Origin of the sequence: Nesterenkonia haasae, assembly GCF_010119385.1 — a bacterium.
GTDB classification, from domain to species: domain Bacteria; phylum Actinomycetota; class Actinomycetes; order Actinomycetales; family Micrococcaceae; genus Nesterenkonia; species Nesterenkonia haasae.
In genome coordinates this window covers 69,254-89,897 of sequence record NZ_VFIE01000026.1, presented here as the reverse complement: position 1 = coordinate 89,897, position 20,644 = coordinate 69,254, and the positions used below count along the sequence as shown (strand labels likewise).

At 60.9% G+C, this 20,644-nt stretch carries 20 protein-coding genes and 1 tRNA gene; 7 read left to right on the top strand and 14 right to left on the bottom strand.

The window, feature by feature from the left end; all coding sequences use genetic code 11:
• Positions 1 to 5: 5 nt before the first annotated feature.
• Genes pcrA through FH975_RS13725 form a run of 3 tightly spaced genes read right to left on the bottom strand, consistent with a single transcriptional unit; the run spans position 6 to position 4,744 of the window.
• Positions 6 to 2,471, bottom strand: a complete 2,466-nt coding sequence (gene pcrA, locus FH975_RS13735; RefSeq protein ID WP_162321835.1) for a DNA helicase PcrA — start codon at positions 2,469 to 2,471, stop codon at positions 6 to 8.
• Between the two features lie 35 nt (positions 2,472 to 2,506).
• Positions 2,507 to 3,454 (bottom strand): epimerase, encoded by a 948-nt coding sequence (locus FH975_RS13730; RefSeq protein WP_162321834.1) that lies wholly within the window; start codon positions 3,452 to 3,454, stop codon positions 2,507 to 2,509.
• Between the two features lie 9 nt (positions 3,455 to 3,463).
• Positions 3,464 to 4,744: an endo-1,4-beta-xylanase gene (locus FH975_RS13725; protein WP_162321833.1), complete on the bottom strand. Its 1,281-nt coding sequence runs from the start codon at positions 4,742 to 4,744 to the stop codon at positions 3,464 to 3,466.
• Between the two features lie 225 nt (positions 4,745 to 4,969).
• Between FH975_RS13725 and FH975_RS13720 the strand changes: the two genes are divergently transcribed.
• Positions 4,970 to 6,205 carry an MFS transporter gene (locus FH975_RS13720; protein ID WP_162321832.1) on the top strand — a complete coding sequence of 412 codons (1,236 nt, stop codon included), beginning with the start codon at positions 4,970 to 4,972 and terminating at the stop codon, positions 6,203 to 6,205.
• Here FH975_RS13720 and FH975_RS13715 read toward each other — a convergent pair.
• The 3 genes from FH975_RS13715 to FH975_RS13705 form a co-directional block, all read right to left on the bottom strand.
• Positions 6,202 to 6,660, bottom strand: coding sequence for a hypothetical protein (locus FH975_RS13715; protein WP_162321831.1), 459 nt, complete (start codon positions 6,658 to 6,660; stop codon positions 6,202 to 6,204). The genes FH975_RS13720 and FH975_RS13715 overlap by 4 nt on opposite strands.
• Positions 6,657 to 6,860: a hypothetical protein gene (locus FH975_RS13710; RefSeq protein WP_162321830.1), complete on the bottom strand. Its 204-nt coding sequence runs from the start codon at positions 6,858 to 6,860 to the stop codon at positions 6,657 to 6,659. Before FH975_RS13710 ends, FH975_RS13715 begins: the two co-directional genes overlap by 4 nt.
• A 265-nt stretch (positions 6,861 to 7,125) precedes the next feature.
• Positions 7,126 to 7,380, bottom strand: coding sequence for a hypothetical protein (locus tag FH975_RS13705; RefSeq protein ID WP_162321829.1), 255 nt, complete (start codon positions 7,378 to 7,380; stop codon positions 7,126 to 7,128).
• 67 nt (positions 7,381 to 7,447) lie between these two features.
• Here FH975_RS13705 and FH975_RS13700 point away from each other — a divergent pair, with 67 nt between their 5' ends.
• From FH975_RS13700 to FH975_RS13690, 3 genes are all read left to right on the top strand, one after another.
• Positions 7,448 to 8,215: an aminoglycoside adenylyltransferase domain-containing protein gene (locus FH975_RS13700; protein WP_162321828.1), complete on the top strand. Its 768-nt coding sequence runs from the start codon at positions 7,448 to 7,450 to the stop codon at positions 8,213 to 8,215.
• Between the two features lie 30 nt (positions 8,216 to 8,245).
• Positions 8,246 to 8,881: a hypothetical protein gene (locus FH975_RS13695; RefSeq protein WP_162321827.1), complete on the top strand. Its 636-nt coding sequence runs from the start codon at positions 8,246 to 8,248 to the stop codon at positions 8,879 to 8,881.
• A 37-nt stretch (positions 8,882 to 8,918) separates the two neighbouring features.
• Positions 8,919 to 8,991: transfer RNA gene (locus tag FH975_RS13690), tRNA-Arg, on the top strand.
• A gap of 258 nt (positions 8,992 to 9,249) precedes the next feature.
• On the opposite strand, the gene FH975_RS13685 is transcribed toward FH975_RS13690, so the two are convergent.
• The 4 genes from FH975_RS13685 to FH975_RS13670 form a co-directional block, all read right to left on the bottom strand.
• Positions 9,250 to 11,439, bottom strand: a complete 2,190-nt coding sequence (locus FH975_RS13685) for a DGQHR domain-containing protein (RefSeq protein ID WP_162321826.1) — start codon at positions 11,437 to 11,439, stop codon at positions 9,250 to 9,252.
• 94 nt (positions 11,440 to 11,533) lie between these two features.
• A complete protein-coding gene (locus FH975_RS13680; protein ID WP_162321825.1) occupies positions 11,534 to 12,400 on the bottom strand; it encodes a DNA adenine methylase in 867 nt (288 codons plus the stop codon).
• A 1,128-nt stretch (positions 12,401 to 13,528) separates the two neighbouring features.
• Entirely contained in the window at positions 13,529 to 14,326 is a 798-nt protein-coding gene (locus FH975_RS13675; RefSeq protein WP_162321824.1) for an SDR family oxidoreductase, read from the bottom strand.
• Positions 14,327 to 14,367: 41 nt separating this feature from the next.
• Positions 14,368 to 14,589: a hypothetical protein gene (locus FH975_RS13670; RefSeq protein WP_162321823.1), complete on the bottom strand. Its 222-nt coding sequence runs from the start codon at positions 14,587 to 14,589 to the stop codon at positions 14,368 to 14,370.
• Between FH975_RS13670 and FH975_RS13665 the strand changes: the two genes are divergently transcribed.
• Positions 14,588 to 15,043 (top strand): MerR family transcriptional regulator, encoded by a 456-nt coding sequence (locus FH975_RS13665; protein WP_235928739.1) that lies wholly within the window; start codon positions 14,588 to 14,590, stop codon positions 15,041 to 15,043. The two genes, FH975_RS13670 and FH975_RS13665, sit on opposite strands and share 2 nt — an antisense overlap.
• 26 nt (positions 15,044 to 15,069) lie before the next feature.
• Here the strand turns inward: FH975_RS13665 and FH975_RS13660 are convergent, their stop codons facing one another.
• Positions 15,070 to 16,002 (bottom strand): SDR family NAD(P)-dependent oxidoreductase, encoded by a 933-nt coding sequence (locus tag FH975_RS13660; protein ID WP_162321822.1) that lies wholly within the window; start codon positions 16,000 to 16,002, stop codon positions 15,070 to 15,072.
• Positions 16,003 to 16,054: 52 nt separating this feature from the next.
• Between FH975_RS13660 and FH975_RS13655 the strand changes: the two genes are divergently transcribed.
• Entirely contained in the window at positions 16,055 to 16,399 is a 345-nt protein-coding gene (locus FH975_RS13655; RefSeq protein WP_162321821.1) for a MerR family transcriptional regulator, read from the top strand.
• A 614-nt stretch (positions 16,400 to 17,013) separates the two neighbouring features.
• On the opposite strand, the gene FH975_RS13650 is transcribed toward FH975_RS13655, so the two are convergent.
• From FH975_RS13650 to FH975_RS13640, 3 genes are read right to left on the bottom strand one after another with little or no spacing between them, the layout of a single operon-like run.
• Positions 17,014 to 17,439 carry a CoA-binding protein gene (locus tag FH975_RS13650; protein ID WP_153078421.1) on the bottom strand — a complete coding sequence of 142 codons (426 nt, stop codon included), beginning with the start codon at positions 17,437 to 17,439 and terminating at the stop codon, positions 17,014 to 17,016.
• Positions 17,440 to 17,486: 47 nt separating this feature from the next.
• Positions 17,487 to 18,092: a DUF1349 domain-containing protein gene (locus FH975_RS13645; protein WP_202923266.1), complete on the bottom strand. Its 606-nt coding sequence runs from the start codon at positions 18,090 to 18,092 to the stop codon at positions 17,487 to 17,489.
• On the bottom strand, positions 18,067 to 19,134 hold the full coding sequence (locus FH975_RS13640) for a LacI family DNA-binding transcriptional regulator (protein WP_162321820.1): 1,068 nt from the start codon (positions 19,132 to 19,134) through the stop codon (positions 18,067 to 18,069). The genes FH975_RS13645 and FH975_RS13640 overlap by 26 nt, the downstream gene beginning before the upstream one ends.
• A gap of 29 nt (positions 19,135 to 19,163) precedes the next feature.
• Here FH975_RS13640 and FH975_RS13635 point away from each other — a divergent pair, with 29 nt between their 5' ends.
• Positions 19,164 to 20,453: an MFS transporter gene (locus tag FH975_RS13635; RefSeq protein WP_162321819.1), complete on the top strand. Its 1,290-nt coding sequence runs from the start codon at positions 19,164 to 19,166 to the stop codon at positions 20,451 to 20,453.
• Positions 20,454 to 20,644: the final 191 nt, after the last annotated feature.

Here is a 20,644-nt window from a genome sequence, read left to right as displayed (position 1 = left end):
TGGCCCTAGCTGACCTTCTCAACTGGAGCATATCGCAGGAGAAGCCGCTTCTCGGAGCCAGCGAAGCTCACTTTAGCCACTGATTTGTCACCCGAGCCTTCCACGGAGAGCACTTCCCCACGGCCGAACTTGGCGTGCTGGACCTGGTCCCCGGGCACCAGGGAGGGGACTTCCCGTTCTGGGTTGACGTGGGACCGAGGAGCACGCTTGGCAACGGGGCTGAATGTTACGTCCCGGGGGGACCCCCCGGTCAGTGTGGGTTCCGATCCCCAGCCCGAATCAGGGGAGCGTCCTAGGCCCGCGGATCCGCGGCGGGACGCGCCACCTGAGCCCCAAGTGGTCGACCCTGAGCCGCTGACTTCGACCAGTTCTGCCGGGAGGTCGGCGAGGAATTGGCTGGGCGGATTGTGCTGCGTCTGACCCCATAGGCTGCGCGATTCTGCGCGGGTCAGATAGAGGCGTTGCTCGGCACGAGTGAGACCCACATACGCGAGCCGTCGTTCTTCTGACATCTGCTCTGAGTCACCCATGGAGCGCTGGTGGGGGAAGACTCCGTGTTCCATACCTGTGAGGAACACCACGGGAAATTCGAGTCCTTTTGCCGTGTGCAGCGTCATGAGGGTAACTTGCCCCTGCTCGGCGGCAAGCCGTCGGGACTCTGCGTCTGCGCTATCCGGGATGGCGTCAGCGTCGGCGATCAGGCTGACTTGTTCCAGGAAGTCGGGCAAGCCGGGCTCTTCTTGTTTGGCTTCGTATTCCTTGAGGACTGCGACGAGTTCGCCGAGGTTGTCGGCCCGGGATTCGTCCTGCAGGTCCTTGGACTCCCGCAGAACAGCCATCATGCCGGACTGCTCCAACACAGCTTCTAGGACCACAGAGGGCTTCTCAGTGGTGGCGAGCGAGGCGACGTCGTCCATCATCCGCACGAACGAGTCAATACTCTTCACTGCCCGGGGGCCCAGCCCGGTGTCGTCAACCCGGCGCAGCGCTTCGAAGAAGGGCGTACGGTCCCGTGCTGCGAGCGCAGCAATGGTGGACTCTGCTTTGTCCCCGATGCCCCGCTTGGGCTCATTGAGGATCCGGCGGAGGTTGACGTCATCATCCGGATTGTTGATCACATGGAGGTAGGCCAGCGCGTCTTTGATCTCTTTGCGGTCGTAGAAGCGGGTGCCACCGATCACACGGTAGGGGATGCCCCGGTTGATCAACCGCTCTTCGAGCGAACGGGACTGCGCGTTGGTTCGGTAGAACACCGCCACATCTGCCGGACGAACCCCGTGGTCATCGCCCAGCTGGTCGATGGTCCGGGCGATCCACTCGGCCTCATCAGATTCCGAGTAGGCGGTGTGGACCGTGACTTTGGCACCGGCGCCATTGTCTGTCCAGAGCTTCTTATCCACCCGGGCAGGGTTCTGACTGATGACGGCGTTGGCCGCGGAGAGAATGTTCTGCGTAGAGCGGTAGTTCTGCTCCAGTTTGATGGTGGATGCTGCCGGGTAGTCACGCTCGAATTCCACAATGTTACGAATGTCGGCACCGCGGAACGCGTAGATGGACTGGTCGGAATCGCCGACCACGGTCAGCTGCGCGGCCGGGGTGTCCACCTCTGCGTCAGTCCCCGTCAGCAGGCGGATCAACCGGTATTGGGCGTGGTTGGTGTCCTGGTACTCGTCGACCAAAACGTGCCGGAACCGCCGGCGATAGTTGTCCAGCACCGCGGGGAAGGCCTCCAGCATGTAAACCGTCTCACAGAGCAGGTCATCGAAGTCGTAGGCGTTGGCCGCGCGCAACCGCTGAGTGTATTCCCTGTAGACCGTGGCGACGGCCTCGCTGAACGGCTCGTTGGGGGCTTTGATGCCGAATTCTTCGGCGTCAACCAGTTCGTTCTTCAGCGCGGAGATTTTGTTTCGAAGCGCCCTCGGGTTGAATCGCTTGGGATCCAGCTGATGCTCTTTGCAGATCTGCGTGACCAGACGCAGCGCGTCGGCGGCGTCGTAGATGGTGAACGTGGACTTCCGGCCGATGGTGGGCGCCTCGGCCCTCAGGATGCGCACACAGGATGAGTGGAAGGTGGAGATCCACATGCGGTCAGCGGTGGGGCCGATCAGCTCCGCAACCCGGTCTTTCATCTCCCGGGCAGCCTTATTGGTGAAGGTGATGGCCAGGATTTCGTGTGGCCGCGCCTGGCCAGTCTGGATCAGGTGAGCGATCCGGCGCGTGAGCACCCTGGTCTTCCCAGAACCCGCGCCGGCGACAATGAGCAGCGGCGCGCCACTATGGAGTACCGCCTCCTGCTGCTGCGGGTTCAGACCTTCCGTCGCCTGGGCCGAGGACACCGCCCCACTGCCCTGCAGCGCCGCGGCATCGGCTTCATCCCAGGGGGCACCTTCGCCCGAGGCGGGTTGGGGCACGCGGGGTGCCGAGGGCGTCGTCGTACTTCTCTCAGAAGGAGGCGTGAAGAGGAATTCCATATCCCCACTAGTCTACTTGGGGGGCAGGAAGGCACCTATGACGTGGTGCCCACCGCTTGGCCCACCGTGGGGTAGTCAAAGGTGAATCCGGTCTCTGCCAACACCTCGGAGGTGCAGTGACGGCCCGTCAACCCTAGGGCAGGGTCAGTGCGCAGCATGATGGCACCGAGTCTGAGCACTGGGGATGGCGTGGGGAGACCCACGGGCATTCCGGAGGCCCTGCGGATAGTGCTCATCAGTTCAGCATTGCGTACCGGTTCTGGGGCCGCGCCGATGACTACTCCGGCGGGCAGATCCACGCCGGGTTCTATCCCGAGGCCCGCACGTACGATCGCCAGCCAGTCATCGAGGTGTATCCACGAAACCCACTGCCTGCCGTGAGCGACCTTGCCCCCGAGCCCGAGCTTGGCCAGGAAAAACAGGCGGTCCATAGCGGGGAAGTCGGCTCCGAGGACGATTGAGGTGCGCAGAATGCTCAGGTACTCAGTGTGCGCATCCTGCACAGCCTCCTCCCAGGGCTGGGCAACGCCCGTCATCTGCGGCAGACCGTCTGCGGGAATCGGCGTGGATTCGGTCACCCGCTCTTCTCCGGCATCGGACCAGATCGCGGTGGTGGAGGCCTGCACCCAGCGGGCCACCGGTGCGGAGGCGCTGCGGCTCGCCTCCACGAGAACCCGCGTGGCGTTGACCCGTGAGTCCCGCAGGGCGGCGATGTTGCGCACAGTGGGGCGGCAGTCCACCAGTTTCCCGGCAAGATTAATCACCGCAGTCCCGTGTGGGGTGGGCTCCAATTCGCGGGCCCAATCCCCCAGAGTCTCGCCATCCCAGCGGACCTCTCGCAACGAGGCTTCACGGCATTGGAGGCCATAGCGCACCGATCCCGGCGACCTGGTGAGCACGACGACGTCGTGCCCGCTGTCCACCAGGTCCTTGGTGACTTTCCGCCCGAGTGCACCGGAGCCGCCAGCGATCACAACTTTCATGCCACGACCCTACCTCTGGGGTGTGACCACCTGATGGTGCGCTTCCCCGGGGCTGCGAAGCTGAAGTTCCGTGGAGGTATCTGCCACCGAGAGCTCGTAGTCGCCCAGGAAGCCTGAGAATCTCACCTCACCGTTCGCATCGCTGCGCAGGGTGGTCTCTGGGGTCCACCATTGGTCCCGGATGAGGTCCCGCAGACGGTGGTAGGCGGGCTTGGGTGTGCCGTCACGGCGAATCAGGCCGCCGGGCGCATTGAGCCACATGTTGCGGTCAGGCAGACCCCAATAGGTGAGTGCCTCGACCGCGGGGTGAGCGAACAGACGGCTGTAGTGGGCCTCGACTTCCTGTGCCTGGATTTCTTCACCCTCTTCGGTGGAGGGCCACTGCTCCGCGGTGACCTGCCAATCGTTGAGGTCTGAGAGTCCCGGGGGCACGGGCGTGCCGGAGAGGATCGTGGTCTCTGTGAAGTGGATGGGGATGTTGTAGCGGGAGAACCTCTCCAGGACGCGCTCCGTCTTCTCAGCACCCCAGGTGCCCTGGTGCATATGGGATTGGAGGCCGAGCCGGTCAATGGTGATGCCCGCTTCCAGTGCGGCTTCTATCAGACATTCGTAGGCTGTCGACATGTCGAAGTCGTTGAGCAGGAGGGTGGCGTGAGGGTTTGCCGCCCGCGCCTCATCGAACGCGATCCGCATCATCTCGACCCGGCCTTTAATGTGTGCGATGCGCGTCACGGCGTTGTCCTCGGCGGTGAAAACCGGCATGATGACGACCTCGTTGATCGCATCCCAGGTGTCGATGAGACCGGAGAAGTCACTGACCTCGCGGCGGATCCGCTCCCTGAGGAGCCGCTCGGCTTCTGCGGGGGACTTCTCCAGCAGCCAGGGGGCGCAGACGGTGTGCCACACCAGCGGGTGGCCTTTGAGCCGGATTCCCTGGTCGGCGAACCACTGGGCGGTCCGGCGCAGCGCTTCAGTCTTCGGAGCACCCTGCTCCGGTTCAAAAGTCCCCCAGTAGAAGGGGAGGGTGGCAGTGTCGAACAAGCCCAGCCACTGCTCGGCGAGCGCGGCGTCGTACTCCGGGTCTGCTGAACGTCCGTTGACCCAGTCGATGAGTTCGAACCCGATGCAGCCGAACTTAAAGTCATGCCGCAGCTGCCGAACGGTGACCTCCTGGTGCGGCAGCGGCTCGCCGTGGTGATCGGCGAGGTTGACCACGGCGTGGGTCTGGCGGTGGGCGAAGGTGGGGTCAGAGGTGTAGGCCCCGGCCGGCGGTGTGAACAGTGAGGTCATCGCACCAGCCTAAGTGATTTCAGTCACGCTTTGGGCTGGCTTCTGGAGATGATTGTAGGGTGGTCACAACCGACCAGCACAGGCGGCTAGGGTTCCGCCGGCACTTGCCGGGACTGGGTCGAGCGCCGCGATGTGCCGCCCTAGGCGGCACGGATCTTACGGGATAGAAACCTCCAGGAGCAGTGTCGGCATGTTGCCATGCCGTCATCTGATTGAGAGGTTTTCATGAGCTCACCCCCTGTCCCTTCCGTTTCTCCGCCTTTCCGCCGTCTGGTCTTCGCTCTGGCGTTCAGTGTGGGGGTCAGCTTCGGAGCCATTCTCTATGGCACCTCAGTGCTGATCACATCTGGCGCGGCAGGTGCCGATTTCTCTGTGGGGCTGCTTTCCGCGGCGTTCTCTGGCTCCGTGCTGACCGGAGCTGCCGTGGCGGTGCATGTGGGGCGTCGCGCTGATCGGCATGGGATTCGCGGAATGGTAGCCCTGGGCGGAATCCTGGTGTTTCTGGGGTTCTTAGGTTTCGCAGACAGCACTGCTGGGTGGCAGGTTCTTGCCGCATGGTGGCTCTTGGTGGGTCCGGGCAGTGCCATGGTGTTGTTCGAACCGGCATTCGTGGCGATCCAGCAGTGGTTCGACCGCGAACGCCGTAACCGTGCGGCGGGCACACTGACGTTGATCACGGGTCTTGCCGGGCCAATTTTCATTCCGTCCACGTCGTACATGACCGACCTTGTGGGGTGGCGTGTCACGGCGGGCCTGTTGGGCACATGCGTGCTGCTGGCCGCTTGGTTGACCGCAGGGTGGGCGTTGCGCACAGCGCCTGCGCCTGCACGCGCGCCACTCCAGGCGACAACTCCGATGTCCTCCGCCGAGCCTTCCAACGCTGCCACCTCCCGATGGCGGAAGACTCCGGCAGGTTTTATTTCACTGACTCTCGCAGTGGCACTTACCATGGCGGTGCTGGAGGCATTCAATGTGCACCGCATTGCCCGGTTTGAGGCGACGGGTTTCGACCCCACTGTGGTCGCGTGGTGGGCTGCGGCCGTCGGGTTGTTGAGCCTTCCGGCTCGGTTCCTGTTGCCATTGCTGGCCAATCGATTCGATTCGGCAAAGCTCTACATGACATTGACGGTGCTGATCATGCCTGCCATCTGGCTTGCCATCCGCGGAACCGAGGCCTGGGAGATGCATGGGCACTTCATCATTTTCGGGCTGCTGTTCGGGGCGTTCATCCCGCTGCGCGCGGTCATCATGAGTGACTGGTACGCCGGGGCCAGGTTCGGTGCTCTGATGGGAGTTCAGGCTGTGGCAATTGCGCTGGGTCGTGCAGCCGGGCCAGCTGTGGTGGGATGGCTGGCAGAGACCCCATTGGGCTATTCCGGTGGCATCACCCTGCTAGCGGTGCTCTTGGTCGTGACCCTGGTCCTGCTGCTGGTGGCCGTGGCGGGACGGCGGCGGGTTTAGCCCGAAGACAGCAGCGCAGCCCTGTCGTCGCGGCCGAGCAGGAGGTAGGCGACTCTCCATTCCTGAGCGCGTGCCATCCTGAGACCGCGCCACATACCGCCGCTCCGCGCAGGGATACTCACGATCCCCTCCGCCGATTCCACGGCGAATCTGACCAGCACGTCGATCTCGTGGTCCTCCGCCGACACTTTGAAGAGTGCTTCAGTACGGAAGATCCCGGACGCCTTGGCCTTTCCATAGCTGAGTCCAAGGTCATCGAGCACCTCTTGAACCGCCGCAGGCTCAGCGTCGGTGGCCAGATCCCAGTCGTTGACCATGTCCACCAGGCCAAGCGAGGCAAGCAGACCAGACCCTCCCACAACACTCGGGATGCCAGCTATGAACAGCCGCTCCTGCAAAAGTTTGACCACCTCCAACGGAGGCACTGTCACGGCTCCACTGTTGGAGCTGCTCATCCGACTTTGCGGTACTTGCGGTGGATGGTCTGCTTGGTCACCCCGAGGAGGAAGCCGATCTCACCCCAGGCAAGGCCGGCATGACGCGCTTTTCGCACCGCAACCTCCTCGCGGCGGGCGAGTTCTTTCTTGGTTTCAGCAACGGCCATCAGCTCCCGCAACACATTGTCGCCATCCTCAGTTCCCACCGCTGTCTTCATAATGTCAGCATATGCTGACTTCCGCCCCATTGCCAGGTCCGTATGCTCTCAGCAGAGATACCTGCAGTAGGCTCCGATGAAGCGGACGGATCTGGCCACCCTGCTCAAGTACCTGGAGCCATCACTACCCCATGGGCCGGGTTTAGGACGAGGACAACACCAGTGTTGTTACTGAGGGGTCCCGATCACCCAACGCTTTGTCCAGAGTGACAAGGGTGAACTTCCCGGACTGGCCGCCAACCAAACATTGACATCTGGGGATAGCTCATAGGCACAAGTGGTCGGCATCGTCAGCATCAAGGATCTCAGCAATATCGCCGTTGCTGAGATCTACTGAGGGTCTCAGTGTTTCACCGAGAAGGGGAAGCTGCATGCGGTGCTGCCCTCCCCGGGAGACCTGCATATTGACTTCCCTTTCCAGGACGCGGGCGAACATTTCTTTCAGCGACTCGCCTCGCTCGGCCGAACGCGCCTTTGCCTTTCGCATCAGCTCATCGGGCAGATCCACTGTGATGCGCATAAGACCATATTAGTGACTCTTGTTAGTGCACGATGGGCAGCAAGGGCATCTGCAGTAGGCTCCGAATGTGCGAACGGATCCAGCCACTCTGCTCAAGAACTTGGAGCCGTCACTGCCCCATGGGATCCTCGGTCTCTATCTGTGCGGATCGGCAGCTCGCGGGGCGCAGGGCCCGCATAGCGACGTTGACCTGCTGGCCGTGCTGCAGGAATCGATGACCCGCCAACAGCGCCAACAGTTGATCTCCAGCCTGTTGATCATCTCCGGCTGGCCCGGCCACGCCACGCTGTTCCCCGAAGCCGCAACGAGGCAACCACTTGAGTTCACTGCTGTGGTGCGTGGCGACGTCGCCGGTTGGCCTTATCCGCCACGAATGGACTTCCAGTTCGGAGAATGGTTGCGCGCCGACCTGACCACTGGGGACGTGCCGGAGTCTCGGCAGGAGCCGGATCTGGTGATCTTCATCGCCGATGCTTGGCAGAATCATGTCACCTTATTCGGGGAGCCACTGCCCAGATTGGTGGATCCCCCGCCCGCAGACATGATCCGTTTGGCCTGCCGGGAAGGTGCACCGGGACTGCTGCAGGAGCTCTCCGGGGACGAACGGAACGTCCTGCTCACCTTGGCCCGGATGGTCGCCACTCTGGAGACTGGAGGGATCACCCCCAAGGACCGGGCGGCACACCGACTCGCTGCAGAACTTCCACCAGGGGACGCCGCTGTCATGGAAGCCGCCGCGGCAGAGTACCTGGGCGAAACAGTTGTGGACTGGCCCGCCCACCGGGACCGGGTCGAGTCTCTCGCTCAGCGACTGGTGTCGGCAATCTGCAGCTGACGATTCTGCCGCGTCTGGGAAGATGGAGGTATGTCCAAGCGGCGGAAGAAGAACCGGGGAAACCCGCAGCGCAGCAGTAACGGCGGATCGGTGCCTCCGAGGCCCAACCGTGCCGCACCCAAGTCCCCTCCGCAGGATGAAGGGTCACCCCGGATTCTGGTGTACGCGCTGCTGGGCATCACGGTATTCATGGGGCTCTACCTCTACGCCTATGCGATGCCGCAACTGACCTATTTCGCGGATGGGCTCTCCATGCCAGGCACCCGGATCACTGGGTACGACGCCGCCGATATAGCAGCACTTCAAGCGGCCTTTGAGGACGATGCGGAAGGGCAGCTAAATTTCTTGCACAAGACCGCTGGGATCATCTTCCCTGTGGTCGTCTTCTTGGCAGCATGGGCGACACTTGGGCTGTTGGTCCGTGGCTGGTGGCGTTGGGTTGTGGTGGCTGGGGCGGCAGTCTTCGCCGCAATAGATATCACCGAAAACTTCCTTATCGATGGGATCGTCACCCAGCATCCGGTGGATGCGGAGGCCGTGGCGGTCAGCTCCGCGATGACCACACTCAGTTGGGCGCTTCTCACGGTGATCGGCGCGGCGGTTCTTGCGGTGATCCTGCGAGATTTCATTGTCACCGGCAAACAACCGCGCCGGAACGGCGCATAGCGGCTACCATAGACGGGTGCCGTTTCTGGCACGCCAAGCCTCAGTAGCTCAGGGGATAGAGCACCACTCTCCTAAAGTGGGTGTCGCAGGTTCGAATCCTGCCTGGGGCACAAGTTAATCCGCATCCTAAACTCGTGTCTTTCCCGGTTTGATCCGCCCCGTTCTACCCGTTGCCTGGCCGGCCAGAGCTAATATGGGGACTATTCGCCCAGTTTGCGGCTCTGCCTCAGCCACGGCGCCTTTCTCCTTATTTTCGGGCCCCACCACACAGGTCGCTCATGAGCGTACGGCCGAGGAGATGCAGTCCCTCTATGCCAAGCCGAAACAGCACCTCTGCACAAAGCGGTGGACACCAACAGCCACAGCTTTCAGAGATTCCCCCCGGTTCCGCTCAGCTGGAAGTGCTCGAAGATGTCAATGAGCTTCGCATACTGCTCTTCTGAGACACTACGAGAGTGCATGACGTCGTTCCTTACATTGATGAGAGAGCTGACCCACTCAACGCCTTCTTTCCAGCTCGACTTCTTAGTCCCCGCTGGAAACTCGAACTCGGCCGCGAAAACCTCGTTCCAGCGTTTTGCACCACCATGGCGAAGGACCTGGTCATAGTGACTCACTTGAAGACCTTCGGTCCACCAATCGCCCGGTGACTGGTTAGTGGAATCGTACTCACGTTCCGCCGTACGCAGAACCGCATCTTGGTAAACTTTTCGAGGTACACCTTCCTTGAACCACGTATCGCCGAAGTGGTCCATTAGGATCTCGCGGATCCGGGTATTCAGATACTTCTCAATGGCTGTGATCATAGTGAAGGACTCGCTGTTATAGCGGAGGGCCTGGTTTTCTACCCATTCTTCATACCCGGGCGGGTCAAAGGACGGATACCGCTTCTTCACCGCGCCCTGAAACTTCCGCAGGTAGGCATTTGGGGCACTCGAACCGTGCCTGTTGTGCAGGTCCTCGCGTTCTTCGTCATCAAGCTTTTCGACAAACTCGATGTATTCGTCCAGATACGGGCGTGCAAGTTGGAATACGACCTCAGGAGGGTCAGACCGAGAGTCGCACTTGTTCTCGTAATTCAGATGGTCGACGATGTCGCCGATAAGCCTTACAAGTGCCTCGAAACCTGGATTGTTGGCCACGATACCCCGCCTGCCAAGATTCCACTGCGTTGCTAGACCTTCGCGGACATAGGCGATGCATGAGGAGAGAAAATCAGTCACCGGGGGCAGGGTATCGTCGTTGGACGTTCGATAGAACGACCCCACCTTCTTTACGGCCGAGGCCGTGAAGTCGCCAATGAACCTTCCTCTCTCGATACCCCGCTGGATTGAGTCGAGGGTGATACACCGCGTCGGAGTAGATTTCTCTTCCCCGAGGATTACTCGATTGTAAAGCGGGGATCCCTTGCTTTCTCCGAGCGACTGAGAGATCTTGAGTTTGAGCGCCTTGGCACGCTGTCTAAGGTTCTCACTAGTCCAGAGCAAGTCAGCGTTCAGAGTATTCTGTAGGTTCTTAGGCACTGACTTCTGATTCTCGTTGATCTGCATGAAGAGCTTGAGTTGCTCTTCCCCTTTGAGATTGTGGAAGGCGATCACGGGGACGGCTTCAGTGGCGGCGCGCGGTGAATGAGAGAAACCGTAGAGTCGATGCTGCCCGTCAATGACATACGCGGAACGGTAGCGACGTGGCAATTGAAGCGTACCTAGGGTAGTGCCTCCTGCGTTCTTCTGTGACGCCGCAGGACTGAAATTCGGTGACCGTTTACCCGAATCAATGTTAATTATAATCGAATTCGGAAAGAATCCACCGTTATCAATAAATGATGATATATTTTTCAAGCGAGGAGCTTTGATGAGCCGCTGATAAGTAGGCATCCAGCGACTGTTGGCTGAATTTCTGTGCAGAACATAGGATATTTTGAGTAGTTTCTCCGGCTCGATAGAAAAGGAGTAATAGGTCTTCCCGCCCATCTTGCCTCGAATAGCAGGGACTGTGACGTCGAGGCCTTCGATGCGCTTCCCGTCTAGGATATTTCCAAGCAGTTGGTACTTGGATGCGGAGCCCAGGTGACGGCTTAGTTCCAGATAATATTCAACGGCAGTCTCGTCGAGGTAGGCCATATCTGCAGCCCGAATGCGCTCCTGAGCCCCTTCGCTGACGTGGACATTGTTGGCCGCGAGAATGAAACAGACTTTTCGTCCAGGGAACTCCTTCTTAATCCAGCTAATCATGCCGGAACGATAACCCTGGATTGCCTCAACTTCCTTCTTGAATGTCATGTGAGGTGGTTGCTCTGCAGCCGAAGACTTGCATTCAAAAACTAGCGCGATCTCGTCATCGACAGCAAACACATCGACTTGTTTCGTCGCTGTCTCATGCTTCCCGTAGGGGATGTGCATCTGGCGATCGTTATTGAGCGTTGAGAACCCGAGACTCGCACACATGGCCCACACTCGATCTTCGAATGAGGCGTCGTGTGACTTTGGCCTCTGAATCCAGTAGTGGTACGTGAGGGTCTTCGCATGTTCCCAACCTGCTTCAACGTACTCCTCCAAGCGATTCTTTGGGATCTTCTTGCGCTCGTGCGAATTGAGGCGGTTCTTGATCTGAGACTTGGCCTGCTGGGGAGTATAGGTACGGTGCATCGAATCAGTTCGTCGCCAGGTTAGTGAATAGGTATTCGTCTGCGCGGCCGCGGCTTGCACTGCGACCACCGATAGCGTTCTTCCGGTTAATCGTAAACCGGTTTCCTAAAGGGGAGAAGAGCGCCTCAATTGACTCGTGTGCGGCATTGGTCAATATGAAGTTAGCCCCCCTCAATAGCAATCGGTCAATGCATGATGCAAGGCGCTTCTGATCTGCCCAGCCGAATAGGTGCTGATTGTACTTAACAAAGCCGTTGTGGTTGTGGGCTACTGTATAAGGGGGGTCTAGAAACACCAAGTCGCCGACTTTTGCTTCGTTAATTGCCTCTTCAAAGTCTCTTGCTAATAATGAGCAGTTATTTAGTCTTTTACTAACAAGTCTAAGACTTTTTTGATTAGGAATATTGATTGATTTTCTGCGGCCATATGGAACGTTATATTTTCCATTTAAATTTACACGAAATATTCCATTGTAAGAAGTGTGGTTTAGATATATGAATCGGGCGGCGCGTTCAGTTGCGGTGTCGGGTTCCGTCTCTCGCTCTTGGTAGTAGTACGCCTCGGTGTTTTCTTTCCCCTCAAGGAGTTGTGCAATTTGGTCCGGCCGCCTCTTGACTTCTGAGTAGACTTCGATGAGTTCAGAGTTTAGGTCTGACAAGGAGCTTGGCCCCGGATTGAGACCTAGGAAGACGGAGCCTCCCCCGACGAAAGGCTCATGATACCTGCTTATGGGCGTGCCCTTCGCGAGCTCATGGATCGTGGGCAACAGCCAGCGTTTGCCGCCGGCCCAGCGAAGAAACGGGGCACATGTAGCATCCGTCGCCCGCGGGGCCTTGTCCTGAGCCCTTATACTGTTTGCCGTGACCGTCATATTCCACCCTGCATGTGTTGTGTTGACCCCGATTTTAGGTTTCAGTATTTCATCCTAGTGTGGTCCGAAGGTTTTGTGACGGTGCGCCACCTTGTAGTTTGAGGTGCCCAGGATTCGCAAAGGGCCTTCATGCGCCGGGTTCCGGCAACTTTTGGATTTCTTTGGTTGTAGTTTCTTGAACTGGGAATACCACAGGGAGCGAAAGGTTCAGTCGTGTCGATGTTTGGTTTATAGATGATGCACCCACAGCGGTAGGACACTAGTTGCCGCATACCCTTGGCTAGTAGTACCGCCGCCAGCCAGCAAAGCGTGACTCATCGGGGCGTTTGTTCTTGCCACTTCTCGCAAGATTAGTCCTTCAAGATAGCCATGCGGCCTCTGTTTCTCTTTCTGAGGCAGACATTACACAACGAAATTGAAGCCCTGCCTGGGTTACAACCCGGGTGGCTTTGGCTCTGTGGACTCCGAACCGCTCAGCAAGCTCCTTGACCGACCTGCGAGGTTTGAGTGAGACGGCCTGGGTACGTTTACCGGCAACTGGGATAGAACGCGTTCAATTCATGACAGCGGGCGACGTCGTCTCGACGATGCCGGGCGCAGCTATGGGCCCGGCAATTGGTGCACTTGAATCGCTGGGATCCAGCAGCAGTCTTCTCGCTCCGCTTCAACGCCCCACCTCAGAGATCATATAATCCAGAAGATCCAAGCATCCTTTATGGATGTACGGCTCCAGAGTATGCAGACCCCGATCCTGCCGCACCAGTACTGGCATGCAGGCCGACTCAGCACCGCGTTTATGACCTACAACCGAAACATCCGACTGCGTGCTCGGCGGCGAGCTGGCCCGCCATCATCTCCGCTCTGACCTCACTCGAGACCGGGGACGCCAACGAGATGCTCGCCCTCCGCGACACCTTCTGCTCCCGCACCGCGAACGGCGACTACGGCTTGGACCTCGACGCGAACATCGCCGTACGCTGCCTGGACGGGCCCCGTCTGACGCCCGAGGAGACCGCCGCGCTGGCAACCAAGATCGGAGAGGTCGCGCCGTTGTTCGCCCTCGAAGCACCGCCCACCAGGTTCAAATTTCGTTGCGCCGTGCTACAGGCCGATGTTCGATGTGGTCGTTTACGCAGCTGGGAATGAGCCGCCGTCGATGCGGAAGTCCGATCCGGTGATCCAAGCGGCTTGGTCGGAAACCAGGAAAGCGATCAGGTCAGCGACTTCGACAGGTTGTCCGGGACGGCCTAGGGGAATGCCGGCGACCCACTTTTCGAGCATCTGTGTCGCGGGGCCCGCTGGGCCGGTGTCGGAGGATTGCCCCAGCAGCGCGGAGATTGCGTCATTGGCGATCAGACCGGGGGAAATCCTGTTGACCCGGATGCCGCGGCTGGCGAACTCGTTCGCCAGCGCCTTGCTGTATGTGGAGAGTGCGGCCTTGGCCGCCGAATAGGGGGCGTCGGGGCCGATCGGCAGATGGGCGCCTACCGAGGTGACGTGGATGATCGCGCCGCCGCCTCGTGCGATCATCTCGGGGAGTATCGCGCGGTCCAAGCGCACCGAAGCGAGCAGGTTTAGCTGGAGTGTCTGTTCCCAGATGTCGTCCGATGCCGATAATAACCCGTCGGGTGGCGGGGTTCCGGCACCGACGTTGTTGATCAGTATGTCGATGCCGCCGACTAGATCGGTCGCGGTTGTTACCAGCTCGGCGCAGCCCTCTGCCGTGCCGAGGTCGGCTGCGACAAAATGCACCCCGGGGGGCAAGTTATCAGCATTTTTTCTGGCTGCCGTGACGACTGTCGCGCCGGCGGCGGCGAGCCGGGTGGCGACCGCACGCCCGATTCCTTTGCTGCCACCGGTGACAAGAACGCGGCGGCCGCGCAGGCCGCTCAACTCGATAGGGGTCGTCGTGATCGGTTCGGGCATGGCATTCCTTTTTCGTGGAGGGATAGGGTGGGGCTCGCGGGTCAGCGGTGGAGAATTGTGAGTTCGATGATTTGTTTCCCGGCACGGGCGGCGATCTCAGTCGGCAACAGACTGAGGGGGCCCAGTTCGCGGGCGGCGGTGTTGTTGACCAGCATCTCCACTTCGATCTCTGCCTTGACGGGTTGGTCCGCGATCTTGGCTGCGATGCTGGCCGTGGCACCGATCACGACCGTCGTGCGGCTCACGTGCGCTGCGGAGGTCATGTCCAGAACGCTAAACTATGAAATCAGTGTCAAGGTCAACATCGGAGATGTTCGGAGAAGCGTGATGCGGATCGGGGAACTCAGCGAAGCCACCGGCGTGAGCACACGCGCCCTGCGCTACTACGAGCATCAGGGCCTGCTGCGAAGCCACCGCAGAGCCAATACTTATCGGGAGTACGCGCCCAACGCGATAGAGCGGGTCGCGTTCATCCAGGACCTATTCAGCGCGGGCCTGTCCTCGCAGGTCATTCGGAACACCCTTCCGCTGGCCGGAGACACGGGCCCGGAGGCGGACTGCTCAGCGCTTCTGGCTCGTGTCCGTGAGGTTCGTGACGAACTCGCCCAGCAGGAACGGCGCCTGGCACAACGCCGGAAAACCCTCGACAGCTATCTCGCCGGTGAAGCTACACCCCGTGGCATGATGGCCACGCCTTCCCGGCAAATCGCGAACTGAGACGGAGGGTGCGCGTCCGTGTCAACTCAACTGAGGAAGCGGATGCCGGTCAGCCGCTCGGACGTGTTCCAGAGGGCCGTCGCAGTAGATAGGTCGGTAGCGATGGGCTTGAACGGTTCACCGAGCGCATCGGGCGCCGTCTTGGATCCGGCAGGTCCCCAGAACAGATGAGGGTCAGCTTTCGGGTGCAGGGCTGCGGTCAGGACGCCGATATTGGCGGGGTCGGGCTCACGGCCAATGGCGCGAGCGATGGCGCCGGTCAGGATTCGGGTGGCGGCTGAAGGGTAGGTCGCATGCAGGGGTGTGCGTGCCATGCCGGGATGAGCGGCAAAGCTGCGGATGGGACTTCCGGATGCAGTGAGGCGACGGTTGAGTTCGATCGCGAAAATTGTGTTGGCTAGTTTAGACCGGCTGTAGGCCCGACCGGGTGAGTAGCGGTGAGTGCTGGCCAGGTCTTCAAGATCCAGTGTGGCCCCTTTATAGAGGGCAGAGGACACCGTCACGACTCGGGCGTCTGTGCCCTGCGTGAGGGCGGGAAGGAGGAGTCCAGTAAGAGCGAAATGGCCCAGGTGGTTGGTGGCGAACTGACTCTCTGTTCCCGCGTGATCATGCCGGAGAGGAACGCTGCTGATCCCCGCGTTGAGCACAAGGAGGTCCACGGGGCGATCTGCCGCCCCGAGGGCGAATTGGTGAATAGAATCGGGGTCGATGAGGTCCAAGGCGGCAACGGTGATCCTCTCGGCGGGTAGACGATTCTCTTCAAGGAGGCGAACGCGGACAGCCTCAGCTCGCTCCACGTCGCGGGCACCGATCAGGACAGTGGAACCGCGGAGCGCGAGGAGACGCGTGGTGGCCAGCCCGAGGCCGCTTGTACCGCCGGTCACGATTGCGTGGCGCCCGGTGAGGTCCGGTGCAGCGGCGAGGGGATCGGTGAGTCGTATGCGTGTCGAATTCGTCATGCCACGAAGCGTATAGTTTGACATCAGTGTCAAGGTCAAGAAGGGATAAGCGATGCGCATCGGTGAACTGAGCGCTCGAACCGGGGCTAGCCCTAGATCGTTGCGATACTACGAGCAGCAGGGACTGCTGTCTTCGGAGCGCCAGTCGAACGGTTACCGGGAATACGGGGCCAATGCGGTGGCCATAGTCGAGACGATCCGGTCACTGCTCGACATAGGTCTGCCGACCACGTTGGTGCAGCAGGTGCTGCCATGCACCGTGGGAGAGAAGGACGACGCAGCGTGCCCGGAGCTCCTCGAACAGATCGCCGTTCTTCGTGACGACGTGGGGTCCCGAGCAGAACGCTTCAAGACGATCGAGGCATCACTGACCTCGTACCTGAGCGCCAACGCCTAGGCGCCTCCGACAGTCTTCGGGCACCAGTGCGGGCCTACGCGACGAACAAGAACCACCCACCGAAAACGAGCCCGAGACACGCTCTCGACCGCGTGAGCGGACGATCCCACCACATGCAGCGACCGGTAAATGCACCGTCTCATCGCCGGCCCCCAACTCGGCCGCGACCTATTCCAACGTCATGCCCTCTCGTACAGCCGAACCACCTCCGCACCAGCTCATCAACCGGCACTCCCTTGGCGTACTCCTCGGCCAGCGCAGCCCGATTCGGGACACTCAAACGGGTTTGAGGACGGGGCGAATTCTCCGCGACCGGGCCGCGCACATCCTCGATAGGCTGACGCTCAGGACGCGACACCGAGCGCCGCGATCCCCGCAGAACCCTGCGAATCAGCGTCATGAGGGGCTTGCGCGGGTTTGAGAACCACCCAGCAAGGTGCACAGTGTGAAGTGCCAAGAAGTCGTTCCGTCGTCGGGCTTCTGTTGCGTTGGTTCTGCTGCTTAATCGTGGTCTTCCACAGCTTGGGAGCACGGATCATGAGGTTGCTCGGTGAGGCGATTGAGCAGCCCGTCCACAGCTTTACGCGGCGGTCGTGGCCGGAGACTCCACCGGGTCACAAACCAAATTTGGGGGCTTCAATGACAGGACAGGTGTCCATCACCACGTCGAGCCCGGCCTCCCGGGCGCGGGCGGCCGCCTCATGATCTACCACTCCAACTTGCAACCACACAGCCTTGGCTCCGGCGTCGATGGCCTGGTCCACCACCGCCCCGACCTTCTGCGAGTTCACGAAACAGTCGACGACGTCCAGCTCTCCATCGATCTCATCCAGCTTTCGGTAGCCGGTTTCTCCGTGCACGCCTTGACCGGCTAGATTCACCGGAATGATCTCCATGCCGAGGCGGTCGCGAATCATCAGGGAGACGCCGTGCGCTGGACGGCGGGTGTTAGCGCTTAGGCCCACGATTGCCCAGCGGCCTCTGGTGGTCAGCAGGCGGCGAATGGTCGCCGGGTCCTGGTAGTCGTTGGTGGAAACCATCGTCCCACGATAGCCGAGAACACCCTCAACCCATCGGCTGCTCTGGATTAGTGGAGGGCGTTGTCGGCCGGTGTGAGGTCCCAGGAATGGAACCGGACGCTGAGCCCTTTCCGGGTGGGAGAGCACAGGTAGGGACCTGCCTGGGTCGGGCATTCAGGGTCGAGTGGGGTCACTCGGACGAACTGTTTGGACTGGCCAGCTAGGCCTGCGCGGATGATCAGCGCATCGCGGGTACGACTGATCCGAATAGTGACTCGATGACCGGCCCAATCATCAACGGGTGCGACAGACCAGTCGGAGTGCCCGCGCGTCACCACCGCTCCAAGTTGGAGACGTCCATCAGAACGTTCGAGGCCTGACTTGATCCAACGCTCGTGATCGATACTGACAAAGATGCCGGCTTGGTCGAACTGTTCGGGAAGTTCGGCGGTGAAGGTCACCTCGATGGCGGCACCGACCGGGAATGCTGCGAGCAGCGCGTGTTCGGAGTCGTGGGTAAACCCGTAGTAGGTCGTGCGCCATGCGTCGGAGAACTCCGCGGCGGTGACGATGAGAGCTCCTCCTTCGTTGGTCACCGCAGAGATGGGAGGGTTGGTCCACCGCCCTACCGACCAGGGCAGTCGCTTATCAATCGATGGGTGTTGTGTAGTCATTGCGGGTTCTCTCCTGTGGGGGCTCGATGATGTTCCAGGCGATCTCGGGTTGCGCTGTAGAGGGGTCGAGAGCGGTGCGAGCGCAGAGCCGTCCCTGCTCCCGCAGAGGGTTAGTCACCGTGATGATCCCTGCCGCTAGCGCTGCCGGTGAGGCATCCCACCCGCTCACCGTGACGTAGTCTCCTTGGGCGCCGAGGGCATCGCGCGCGCCGAGTGCGAGTTCGTCGCTCATGGCAAGCACCACCACTGAAGCTTCTGCTGGTATCGACGGGAGAAGTGCGCGTACTGCTGCTGCGCCGTGCTCGCGATGGTTGCGTTCTGTCACTGCAATGAGGGTCTGGTGCCAGTCGTAGCCGGCGGCTGTGACGCTGGCACGGTACCCTGCGAGCCGGTGACGGGTAACGGGGAACGGGATACTCTGAGGCAGCTCACTGCCGTGGGTCAAACCTGGTTCCCGTCGTCGATCCAGTGGCAGGCTTAGGATGACGGGGAAATCACCTCGAGGTAGCGCAGCCGCAGCGACAGCTCGTGCTGCTGCCTGGTCGTCTGAGCCGATGCGGGTAATCCCCTCGATGTCGGGGCCCCCCTGGATGGCGGCGGGCCTGCCGCTGCGAACGACGGCGTCGAGCACAGGGTCATCATCCGTGGTGGTCCACAACACGTACCCGTCGACTGCCGCACCAAGGATGCGCTCAACGTCTGTGACTTCTCCGCGGGTGGGGATCAGCACCATACCCAGATCCTCTTCAACACAGACATCAGCGACCCCCGCAAGGAACAGTGCGGCTTGGGGGTCGTCAAAGGCATAGGAGAGGTGCTCGCCGAATACGACGCCGAGCTGCCCTGTACGTCCTGAACGCAGGGCTCGAGCGGTGCTGTCGGGAAGGTGGTAGCCCAACTTTTCGGCCGCTGCGCGCACGCGGTCGCGTGTCCTCTTGGCTACACGCTCAGGTTTGTTGAACGTGTAGGACACGGTCATGACTCCCACGCCGGCTTCGGCGGCGACATCCTTCACAGTGGGTCGCTTGCTCGCAGATGACATGCAACAAGTATATGTGTAACGTTAAAAATATGCGTAACGTTACACACGTTGACTCCCACACCTCATCCTCACAATCACGAGTCTCCTATGCGGCGTTTGCAGCATTCGGTATGTTCTGGGGCGCTTGGGGTGCGGCCCTGCCCTCGATCCGCTCCCAGGCCGACCTCAACGATGGCCAACTTGGTACCGCGCTGTTGTTCGTGGGCGCCGGTGCCCTGCCAGCCATGTTCCTGACCGGACGGCTGCTGGATCGTTTCGGCACCCGGCCGGCAGCACTTTTTCTGGGGTTCTTGGGCGGTACTGGAGTGGGAGTCGCGGTGGGAGCGCAGGGATTCATCTCTGTCGTGGTGAGCATGCTCTTGGTCGGGGCGGCATCGGGGACCGCAGACGTTGCGATCAACACCCTCGCCGGCCAGGCCGAAAATCAGACCTCCCGGGCTGTACTCACCCGCTCCCACGGTATGTTCTCCTTAGCCGTCGTCGTCTCCAGCCTGGGGGCCGGCGCACTTCTGACACTGAATCTCGGCTTGACGGTTACATTCACCGTTGTCGCATTTGTGATGCTGGTTCTGGCGGCGGTCGTCTGGCTCAAAGCCCCTGGACGAGAACATTCTTCGCACTCGGACGCTCCTGTGCGCTCCGCAGCGGCGCCTCTAATGCGTGGTACGACCAGCGTGTGTGCGTTGCTGCTGCTGGGGGCGGTCGGGGCACTGGCGTATGCCACAGAGAACGCCCACCAAAGCTGGGGTGCGGTGTTCATGACCGACAACTTCGAGGCCTCCCCACAACTCGCCGCACTAGCACCAGCAAGCTTCGCGACCGCCGCCACGCTGGCCAGGTTCGCGCTTGCCCCACTGTCTCGCAGCCATCCGATCGCTCTCCTAGTCACCGGTGGAGCCGTCGCGACTGTGGGCAGCATCATTCTCGCTGCTGCACCCAACGCTCCCGCGGGTCTCCTTGGACTGGCGATCGCGGCGGCTGGAACAGCTGTCTTATTTCCCACCCTGCTCAGTCACAGTCTGCGTCACGTCGAGCCTGTGCAACGAGGAGGAGCCACCTCGGTGATCACCACCTCCGCCTACCTCGGATTCCTCCTTGGTCCGGCCTACGTAGGGCTGCTGGCTAACCTCGCCGGGCTGCGCCTCGCAATCGTCGCAGTGGCCGCCCTGGCACTCATCTTCACCATCGTCGCCGTCCCCGTGAGCCGCAACACACCACGCCTCCTCTCACCGCGTGATGGGGCTCGAGGCCGTCTCCCCGATAGCAACAACTACATGGTCCGGCGTGATGGCATTACCCCGCAGTCGATGCCGGAATAAAGACAGTGCACGAGCCTCGGCAGAAGTACCTGCCCGGCGCTTGTCCGGTCTACCTGTGCGCCTGATCGATCTGCTCTCGTCGTCTCCAGCAATTACCCTGAGGCAGTCGACCTCGTCACGGACTTCTACGACTGCCTTGGGTTCGACTCCGTGGACACCAGACACTGCCTGGGGCGCCAGAGCATCGTTTG

What these genes read in the sequence shown, in the direction of transcription:
- FH975_RS13715 (WP_162321831.1), bottom strand. Translation starts at nt 6,660, where the DNA reads ATGAGCAGCTCCAACAGTGGAGCCGTGACAGTGCCTCCGTTGGAGGTG.
- FH975_RS13665 (WP_235928739.1), top strand. Translation starts at nt 14,588, where the DNA reads ATGTCCAGAACGCTAAACTATGAAATCAGTGTCAAGGTCAACATCGGA.
- FH975_RS13675 (WP_162321824.1), bottom strand. Translation starts at nt 14,326, where the DNA reads ATGCCCGAACCGATCACGACGACCCCTATCGAGTTGAGCGGCCTGCGC.
- FH975_RS13725 (WP_162321833.1), bottom strand. Translation starts at nt 4,744, where the DNA reads ATGACCTCACTGTTCACACCGCCGGCCGGGGCCTACACCTCTGACCCC.
- FH975_RS13640 (WP_162321820.1), bottom strand. Translation starts at nt 19,134, where the DNA reads ATGTCATCTGCGAGCAAGCGACCCACTGTGAAGGATGTCGCCGCCGAA.
- FH975_RS13710 (WP_162321830.1), bottom strand. Translation starts at nt 6,860, where the DNA reads ATGAAGACAGCGGTGGGAACTGAGGATGGCGACAATGTGTTGCGGGAG.
- FH975_RS13670 (WP_162321823.1), bottom strand. Translation starts at nt 14,589, where the DNA reads ATGACCTCCGCAGCGCACGTGAGCCGCACGACGGTCGTGATCGGTGCC.
- FH975_RS13650 (WP_153078421.1), bottom strand. Translation starts at nt 17,439, where the DNA reads ATGGTTTCCACCAACGACTACCAGGACCCGGCGACCATTCGCCGCCTG.
- FH975_RS13730 (WP_162321834.1), bottom strand. Translation starts at nt 3,454, where the DNA reads ATGAAAGTTGTGATCGCTGGCGGCTCCGGTGCACTCGGGCGGAAAGTC.
- FH975_RS13680 (WP_162321825.1), bottom strand. Translation starts at nt 12,400, where the DNA reads ATGACGGTCACGGCAAACAGTATAAGGGCTCAGGACAAGGCCCCGCGG.
- FH975_RS13695 (WP_162321827.1), top strand. Translation starts at nt 8,246, where the DNA reads ATGTCCAAGCGGCGGAAGAAGAACCGGGGAAACCCGCAGCGCAGCAGT.
- FH975_RS13705 (WP_162321829.1), bottom strand. Translation starts at nt 7,380, where the DNA reads ATGCGCATCACAGTGGATCTGCCCGATGAGCTGATGCGAAAGGCAAAG.
- FH975_RS13655 (WP_162321821.1), top strand. Translation starts at nt 16,055, where the DNA reads ATGCGCATCGGTGAACTGAGCGCTCGAACCGGGGCTAGCCCTAGATCG.
- FH975_RS13660 (WP_162321822.1), bottom strand. Translation starts at nt 16,002, where the DNA reads ATGACGAATTCGACACGCATACGACTCACCGATCCCCTCGCCGCTGCA.
- pcrA (WP_162321835.1), bottom strand. Translation starts at nt 2,471, where the DNA reads ATGGAATTCCTCTTCACGCCTCCTTCTGAGAGAAGTACGACGACGCCC.
- FH975_RS13645 (WP_202923266.1), bottom strand. Translation starts at nt 18,092, where the DNA reads ATGACTACACAACACCCATCGATTGATAAGCGACTGCCCTGGTCGGTA.
- FH975_RS13635 (WP_162321819.1), top strand. Translation starts at nt 19,164, where the DNA reads ATGCGTAACGTTACACACGTTGACTCCCACACCTCATCCTCACAATCA.
- FH975_RS13720 (WP_162321832.1), top strand. Translation starts at nt 4,970, where the DNA reads ATGAGCTCACCCCCTGTCCCTTCCGTTTCTCCGCCTTTCCGCCGTCTG.